The 7,382-nt window shown below is 73.3% G+C and carries 5 protein-coding genes; 1 reads left to right on the forward strand and 4 read right to left on the reverse strand.

The window, feature by feature from the left end; translation table 11 throughout:
• Nucleotides 1-69 precede the first annotated feature (69 nt).
• The 4 genes from EOE48_RS24665 to EOE48_RS24680 are packed head-to-tail and all read right to left on the reverse strand — an operon-like array spanning nucleotide 70 to nucleotide 5,123.
• On the reverse strand, nucleotides 70-1,707 hold the full coding sequence (locus EOE48_RS24665) for an ABC transporter ATP-binding protein (protein ID WP_127733540.1): 1,638 nt from the start codon (nucleotides 1,705-1,707) through the stop codon (nucleotides 70-72).
• Entirely contained in the window at nucleotides 1,704-2,588 is an 885-nt protein-coding gene (locus tag EOE48_RS24670; protein WP_127733541.1) for an ABC transporter permease, read from the reverse strand. Before EOE48_RS24670 ends, EOE48_RS24665 begins: the two co-directional genes overlap by 4 nt.
• Nucleotides 2,585-3,526: an ABC transporter permease gene (locus EOE48_RS24675; RefSeq protein ID WP_127733542.1), complete on the reverse strand. Its 942-nt coding sequence runs from the start codon at nucleotides 3,524-3,526 to the stop codon at nucleotides 2,585-2,587. The genes EOE48_RS24670 and EOE48_RS24675 overlap by 4 nt, the downstream gene beginning before the upstream one ends.
• Before the next feature lie 7 nt (nucleotides 3,527-3,533).
• Nucleotides 3,534-5,123 carry an ABC transporter substrate-binding protein gene (locus EOE48_RS24680; protein WP_127733543.1) on the reverse strand — a complete coding sequence of 530 codons (1,590 nt, stop codon included), beginning with the start codon at nucleotides 5,121-5,123 and terminating at the stop codon, nucleotides 3,534-3,536.
• A gap of 344 nt (nucleotides 5,124-5,467) precedes the next feature.
• Here EOE48_RS24680 and EOE48_RS24685 point away from each other — a divergent pair.
• Nucleotides 5,468-7,382, forward strand: a 1,915-nt coding sequence (locus EOE48_RS24685; RefSeq protein ID WP_148239801.1) for an FUSC family protein, incomplete at its 3' end; no start/stop codon positions are given.

Consider the following 7,382-nt stretch of genomic DNA (forward strand, 5'->3'; position numbering starts at 1 on the left):
GGCATACCGCAGGGAGGTGAATCCGATCCTCCCGGATCGCCGCGCCATCGAGTCGGGGCGATGCCGGGATCACTCGGCCGCCTCGCGCCGGTGCGCGCCGGGGGCGGCGGCGAACAGCGCCCGCGTGTAGGCGTGCTGCGGGTCGGCGAAGACCGCGGCGGTCTCGCCCTCCTCGACCACCCGGCCGTTCAGCATCACGATCAGCCGGTCGCACAGCCGCGCCGCCACCCGCAGGTCGTGGGTGATGAACAGGATCGCGAGGTTCAGCCGCTCGCGCACGCTCTCCAGGAGGTCGAGCACCTGGGCCTGGACCGACACGTCGAGGGCCGAGACTGCCTCGTCGGCGATCAGCAGGTCGGGCTCCATCGCGAGCGCCCGCGCGATGGCGATGCGCTGGCGCTGGCCGCCGGAGAATTCGTGCGGATAGCGCTCCAGCGCCGAGGGGTCGAGCCCGACGAGGTCCATCAGCGAGCGGGCGCGCTCCCACGCGACCGCCGCCGGCGTGCCGTAGTTGCGCGGCCCCTCGACGATCGAGGGCCCGACCCTGCGGCGCGGGTTGAGCGACCGGTACGGGTCCTGGAAGATCACCTGCACCCGGCGCCGGTAGGGATGGAGCGCGCGGCCCCTCAGCCCGGCGATGTCGGCGCCGTCGAGGCGGATCGCGCCGGCGCTCGGATCGACGAAGCGGGCGATGCAGCGCGCCAGCGTCGACTTGCCCGAGCCGGATTCGCCGACCACCCCGAGGGTCTCGCCGGGACGGAGCGAGACGCTGACCCGGTCGAGGGCGTGCACCACCCGGCCGGGCCTGCCGAACAGCCCGCCGAGCCCCGAGGCGACGCCGCCGCCATAGGTCTTGGCGAGGCTCTCGACCTCCAGCACCGGCGGCTTCGCCGCCGGGCGCGGCCGCGGCGCCGGTGGGGTCGCCGAGGGCACGGCGTCGATCAGCATGCGGGTGTAGGGGTCCTGCGGCCGCGACAGCACCGCCTCGGCGGTGCCCTCCTCGACGAGGCGGCCCCGGCGCATCACCGCGACCCGGTCGGCGATCTCCGCCACCACGCCGAAATCGTGGGTGATGAACAGGATGCCGGCGTCGCGGCGGGCCTGGAGCTCGCGCATCAGCTTCAGGATCTGGGCCTGGGTGGTGACGTCGAGCGCCGTCGTCGGCTCGTCGGCGATGATCAGCGCCGGGTCGTTGGCGAGCGCCATCGCGATCATCACCCGCTGGCGCTGGCCGCCGGAGAGCTGGTGGGGATAGGCCCGCACCATCCGCACCGGGTCGGGCAGGTGGACGTCGCGCATCAGCGCCAGCACCCGCTCGTGGCGGGCGCGGCCGGACGGTCCCTCGGCATGGGCCTCCAGCACCTCGGCAAGCTGGGCGCCGACCGTCAGCACCGGATTGAGCGCCGTCATCGGCTCCTGGAACACCATCGCCATCCGGCCGCCGCGCAACGCCCGCAGCCGCGACGGGCTCGCCGCCAGCACGTCCTCGCCGAGGAGCCGGATCTCGCCCCCCGAGGGCTTCAGCACCGGGGGCAGCAGGCCCATCACCGCGTGGGCGGTGACCGACTTGCCCGAGCCCGATTCGCCGACGACGCAGACGATCTCGCCGGGGCCGACCGTGAGGCTCAGGCCCTCGACCGCGTGGGCGCGGTCGCCGGAGCCGGGCAGCGGCACCGACAGGCCGCGGATCTCGAGGACCGGGCTCATCGCAGGCTCCCGAGGCGGCGGGCGAGGCGGGGATCGAGGGAATCGCGCAGGCCGTCGCCGAGGATGTTGACCGCCAGCACGGTGGCGGCGACGCACAGGCCCGGGAACAGGATCACCCACGGGGCGAGCTGGAACGCCTGCCGGCCCTCGGCCATGATGTTGCCCCAGCTCGGCACCTCGGTCGGGATGCCGGCGCCGAGGAAGCTCAGGATCGCCTCGGTCAGGATCGCGGAGGCGCAGACGTAGGTGCCCTGGACGATCAGCGGCGCGATGGTGTTGGGCAGGACGTGGCGGATCAGCAGCAGCGGCAGCCGCGTGCCGGCGCCGATCGCCGCCTCGACGTAGGGCTCCTCGCGGACGGTGAGCACGACGCCGCGCACGAGGCGGGCGACGCGGGGGATCTCCGGGATCGTGATCGCCACGATGACGGTGCCGATGCCGGCGCCCGACAGCGTCACGAGGGCGATGGCGAGCAGGATCGAGGGGATCGCCATCACCCCGTCCATCACCCGCATCACCACCGCGTCGAGCCAGCGGACGTAGCCGGCGACGAGGCCGATGACGAGACCGAGCGCCACCGCCACCGCGGCGACGCAGAAGCCGATCATGAGCGACACCCGGGCGCCGTAGACGACCCGGCTGTAGACGTCGCGCCCGAACGCATCGGTGCCGAACCACGCGGCGTCCGAGGGCGGGCGCAGGCGCAGGCGCGGCCGGAGCTGGATCGGGTCGAGGGTGCCGAGCCACGGCGCGGCGAGCGCGGCGGCGAGCACGACCGCCAGCACCGCGAGGCCGAACAGCACGCCCGGATGGGTGAGCGCCGGCGGCAGCCCGCGGGCGCGGCGGGCGGGGGCCGGAGCGGCCTGGGCCTGCGCGCTCAATAGCGGATCCTCGGATCGAAGATCAGGTAGGCGAGGTCGATGCCGAGATTGATGAGCACGTAGAGCCCCGAGAACAGCAGGATGACGCCCTGGATCACCGGGTAGTCCCGGGCCAGCACCGCGTCGACCGTGAGGCGGCCGAGGCCCGGCAGGTTGAACACGCTCTCGGTGACGACGACGCCGCTGATGAGGAGCGTGATGCCGAGCCCGATCACCGAGATCACCGGCACCGCGGCGTTGCGCAGGGCGTGGCGGGTCAGCACCCGCGGCTCGGCCAGCCCCTTGGCGCGGGCGGTGCGGATGTAGTCCTCGCCGAGCACTTCGAGCACGCTCGCCCGCGTGGTGCGGGCGATGAGCGCGATGTAGATCACCGACAGAGTCAGGGTCGGCAGCACCAGCCGCTCGATGAACGGGCCGAAGCCCTGGGTGATGCTGACGTAGCCCTGCACCGGCAGCAGCCGCAGCTGCATCGCGGCGCCGAAGATCCACAGGTAGCCCAGCACGAAGACCGGCACCGAGAACCCGATCACCGAGAACGCCATCACGCCCCGGTCGATCCAGGTGCCGTGGCGCCACGCCGCGATCACCCCGAGCGGCACCGCCACCGCGACCGCGAACAGGATCGTGGTCGTGGCGAGCGCCAGGGTCGGCTCGATCCGGTCGCCGATCAGCCGCAGGACCGGCTGGTTGGAGATGATCGAGGTGCCGAGATCCCCGTGCAGCAGCCGCCAGATCCAGCCGGCGAATTGCCGGATCATCGGCTCGTCGAGCCCGAGCCGGGCGCGGATCGCCACGATCTGCTCGGGCGAGGCGGCGTCGCCCGCGAGGATCGCCGCGGGGTCGCCGGGGGCGAGGCGCAGGAGCGCGAAGACGATCACCGCCACCACGCCCATGACCGGCAGGGTGGCGGCGAGCCGCCCGGCGACGAAGCGGCCCATTACGCGCTCACTTCTTCTCGATGTTCCAGAACACCGGCGCCGGCCCCGGCAGGATGCCGGTGAGGTTGCTCCGCACCGCGAGCGGCGCCGCGTACTGCCCGGTCGGGTAGTAGAAGCCCATGTCGTAGGCGCGCTTCTGGACCGCGGCGGCGATCTCCTTCTGCTTGGCCGGGTCGGTCTCGCGGGCGTAGGCGTCGCGCAGCGTCTCGATCTCGGCATCCTCGGCCCAGCCGAACCAGCCGCCGACCTTGCCCTTGCCGTTGACGCCGACATTGGCGATCGGGTTGAGCAGGTCGGCATTGGCCCAGGTGGTGTGGAAGATGTTCCAGCCGCCCTGGTCGACCGGGTCCTGCTTGGCCCGGCGCCCGACCAGGGTCTGCCAGTCCATCGATTGCAGGTCGACCTTCATGCCGATGCCGCGCAGGGCCTGGGCGGTGACGGGGGCGAGCGGCGCCACGATGGCGAGGTCGGTCGGCTGCATGATGACGATCGCCCGACCGTCGTAGCCGCCCTCCTTGAGGAGCTGCTTGGCCTTGGCGAGGTCGGGCTTCATCGGCGCGCCGGCATCGGTCGCGTTCGGCGTGTCGCAGATGAACAGCGCCATGCACGGCGTCATGTAGTCCGGGTCGCCGATCTGCGCGTCGAGGTAGTCCTGCTGGTTGACCGCCATCAGCACCGCCTGACGGATCTTCGGGTTGTCGAAGGGCGGGTTGAGCCAGTTCATCCGGACCATGCCGGAGAAGCCGAGCTTGTTGTAGTTGTTGATGACGATGCCGGGCGACTTCTTGAGGATGGCGAGGAAGTCGTGCGGCGGCTGCTCGATGTAGTCGATCTCGCCGGCCACCAGGGCGTTCACGGCGGTCTGGTAGTCGGGAATGTTGATCCACTCGACGCGGTCGAGCTTCACCACCTTGCCGCCGGCGAGCCAGGACGGCGGCTCGGAGCGCGGCACGTAGTCCGGGTTCTTCTCGTAGACCGCCTTCAGGCCGGGCTGGAACTCGGCCTTGACGAAGCGGAACGGGCCCGAGCCGATCTCCTCCGGCACGTTCTTGTCGGCGGGCGTCTCGGCGATGCGCTTGGGCATCACGAACGGCACGTTGGACGAGGGCTTGCCCAGCGAGGCCAGCACGAGGCCGTAGGGCTGCTTGAGGGTCAGCGTGAAGGTCTTGCCGTCCACCGCCTTCAGGGCGGCGGTGTACTCCATCAGCTTCTGCCCCATGCCGTCGCGCTTGCCCCAGCGCTGGATCGAGGCGATGCAGTCCTCGGGGGTGACCGGCGCGCCGTCGTGGAACTTGAGCCCGTCGCGCAGGGTGAAGGTGTAGGTCAGCTTGTCGTCGCTGACCGAATACTCCTTCAGCATCTGCGGCTTGATCTCGAACCGCTCGTCGGTCGCGAACAGCGTGTCGTAGATCATGTAGCCGTGGTTGCGGGCGATGTAGGCGGTGGTGATGATCGGGTCGGTGATGCGCAGGCCCGAATGCATCACGACCTTCAGGACCTTCTTGTTGTCCTGTGCCGTGCCCGGGCCGATCGCGGCCGCCAGCAGCCCGACCGCACCGAGCCCCACCGCGAACCGTCTCGTCAGACCTGCGCGCATCCGCATCTCTCCCCGTTTGGTCGCCGCCGCGTTGATGCACGGTCCGGGCCACCCGCGTCGGTTGCGGGAGCCGGCCGCCATGAAGCCGGACCGGCGCGAGGGTGTCCAGGGGGTCGGCCCACGGCCGCGGGATTCCCCAGCGGAACGCGGCGGCGGACCGCGACCGGGCGGGACGTGCGCCGGGACGCAGGTTAACAAGTCGTCGTCTTTTCCGGTCCGCCGCCTCGTCTTCCCCGATCTTTGCCGGATCCGCGCCGAATCTGTTCCGCGCCTTGCCGCACCGCCGCGCGGGGCCGTACAGTCGCGGCTGCCGCCCTCCACCGGACACTCCGCACGCCCCGCCCATGATCCGCGCGCCGGCCCTCATCGACCGTGGCCTCGGCCACCTGGAACGGGTCGTGCCGCCCCTGCCGGCGCTGCTCTACGCGGCCCGGATCTGGGCCGCGATCGTGCTCGCGCTCTACGCCGCGTTCTGGCTCCAGCTCGGCAGCGCCGCCTCTGCGGCGGTCTGCGTCGCGATCCTGGCCCAGCCGCAGGCCGGGCAGGCGCTGTCGAAGGCGCTCTACCGCTTCGTCGGCACGCTGGTCGGCGGCGCCGTCGCGGTGGCGCTGGTCGCGCTGTTCGGCCAGGACCGGGTGCTGATGCTGGTCTCGTTCACGGTCTGGCTCGCCCTGTGCGTGTTCGTGGCGCAATACCTGCGCGACAGCCGGGCCTACGCGGCTTTGCTCGCCGGCTACACCGTGGCGATCATCGCCCTCGCGGGGATCGACGCGCCCCAGACCGCGTTCGAGACCACGGTCGACCGGGTCGCCGCCATCGTGCTCGGCATCGCGGCCGTCGCCTTCGTCAACGACGTCCTCGGGGCGCCGACGGTGCGGGCCGCCCTCGAGCGGTCGCTCGGCGAGGCGGCCGCCGGGGTGAACCGGCTCTGCGCCGACCTGCTCGCGGAGGACCGGCCCGACCTCGACCGGATCGCCGCGACGGTCGCCCGCATCGGCGCCCTGCGCTCCGACGCCGCCGCCCTCGCGGCCGAGCGGGGCGGGCGCCACCGGGCGGCCGGCGCCCGCAGCGCCATCGCGGCGCTCTACACCCAGCTCTCGTCCTGCCTCGCCCTGGTCGAGACCGGCCCTGTCGCCGGCGCCCCCGCCGACGAGGCGCGGCGGCTCTGCGCCGAGATCGCGGCCGGCCCCGGCCCCGAGCGGCTGGCGGCGATCGCCGACCGGCTGCGGCGCCTCGTGGACGACGCCGTCGCCGGGGATCGCCCGGTCGGCGACGTCGCGGCGGTCCAGCGCGCCCTCGATCTCGCCAACGCGGCTTGGTTCGCGGCGGACGGCCGGCGGGCGCTCGCCACCGGCGCGCCCCCGCTGCGCGATCCGCCCCTGCCGGTCCATCGCGACTTCCCCGAGGCCCTGCGCGCCGCCGCCCGGGTCGCCCTCGCCTTCGCGGCGACGGCGGCGTTCCTCGTCGCCGCCGGCCTGCCGCAGGCCGCCGGCGCCCTGACCCAGGTCTCGGCGATGTGCGCCCTGTCGTCGGTGGCGCCCGATCCGGGCCGGTTCGCGCGCAGCGTGCTGACCGCCCTGCCGGTCGCGGCGCTGCTCGCCGGCCTCACCCTGTTCGCGGTCCCGCTGGAGGCCGACGCGTTTCCGGTCCTCGCCCTGCTGCTGGCGCCGACCGTGCTCCTGTGCGGCCTCATGACCCTGACCCCCGCCGTCGGCGCCACCGGTTCCGTCGCGCTCATCCTGACCCTGATGTTCCTCGTCCCGGCGAATCCGCAGCGTTTCGACGCCGACGCGCTGTTCATGAACCTCCTCGTCACCGGCGCCTGCTGCCTCATCCTGGCGCTCACCATCCGCCTCGTCCTGCCGGTGACCGCCGGGCGCCACCGCGCCTTCGCGGTGGCGGAGGCCCGCCGCGACCTCGCGGCGGCGCTGGCGGGGTCGGGCGGCGACGCCACCGCGCGGCTGAGCCTGAACGCCGACCGCCTCGTGCAGTTCGCCCGCTGGACCACCGGTTGCGCCGCCGCCCGGCGGGCGAGCCTGCGCCACGCGGTGGCCCTGTCGTGCCTCGAATCCTCGGCCGCGCGCGCCCACGAGCAGTTGCGCCTGCTCGCGCCGGTCGAGGACCTGGGCGATCCGGTGCGCGGGGCCCGCGCGGCGCTGACCCGCCACGACGCCCCCGCGCTGGAGGCGGCCGCCGCCGACCTGCTGCGGCACGGGCGCGCGGCGGAGCCGGCCCCGCGCGCCCCGCGCGCCCCGGGGG

The organism is Methylobacterium oryzihabitans, assembly GCF_004004555.2.
In the GTDB taxonomy this organism is placed as follows: Bacteria; Pseudomonadota; Alphaproteobacteria; order Rhizobiales; family Beijerinckiaceae; genus Methylobacterium; species Methylobacterium oryzihabitans.

Bases quoted from the DNA above. Each gene is read 5' to 3' on its own strand.
- EOE48_RS24680 (WP_127733543.1), bottom strand. From the start codon at position 5,123: ATGCGCGCAGGTCTGACGAGACGGTTCGCGGTGGGGCTCGGTGCGGTC.
- EOE48_RS24665 (WP_127733540.1), bottom strand. From the start codon at position 1,707: ATGAGCCCGGTCCTCGAGATCCGCGGCCTGTCGGTGCCGCTGCCCGGC.
- EOE48_RS24675 (WP_127733542.1), bottom strand. From the start codon at position 3,526: ATGGGCCGCTTCGTCGCCGGGCGGCTCGCCGCCACCCTGCCGGTCATG.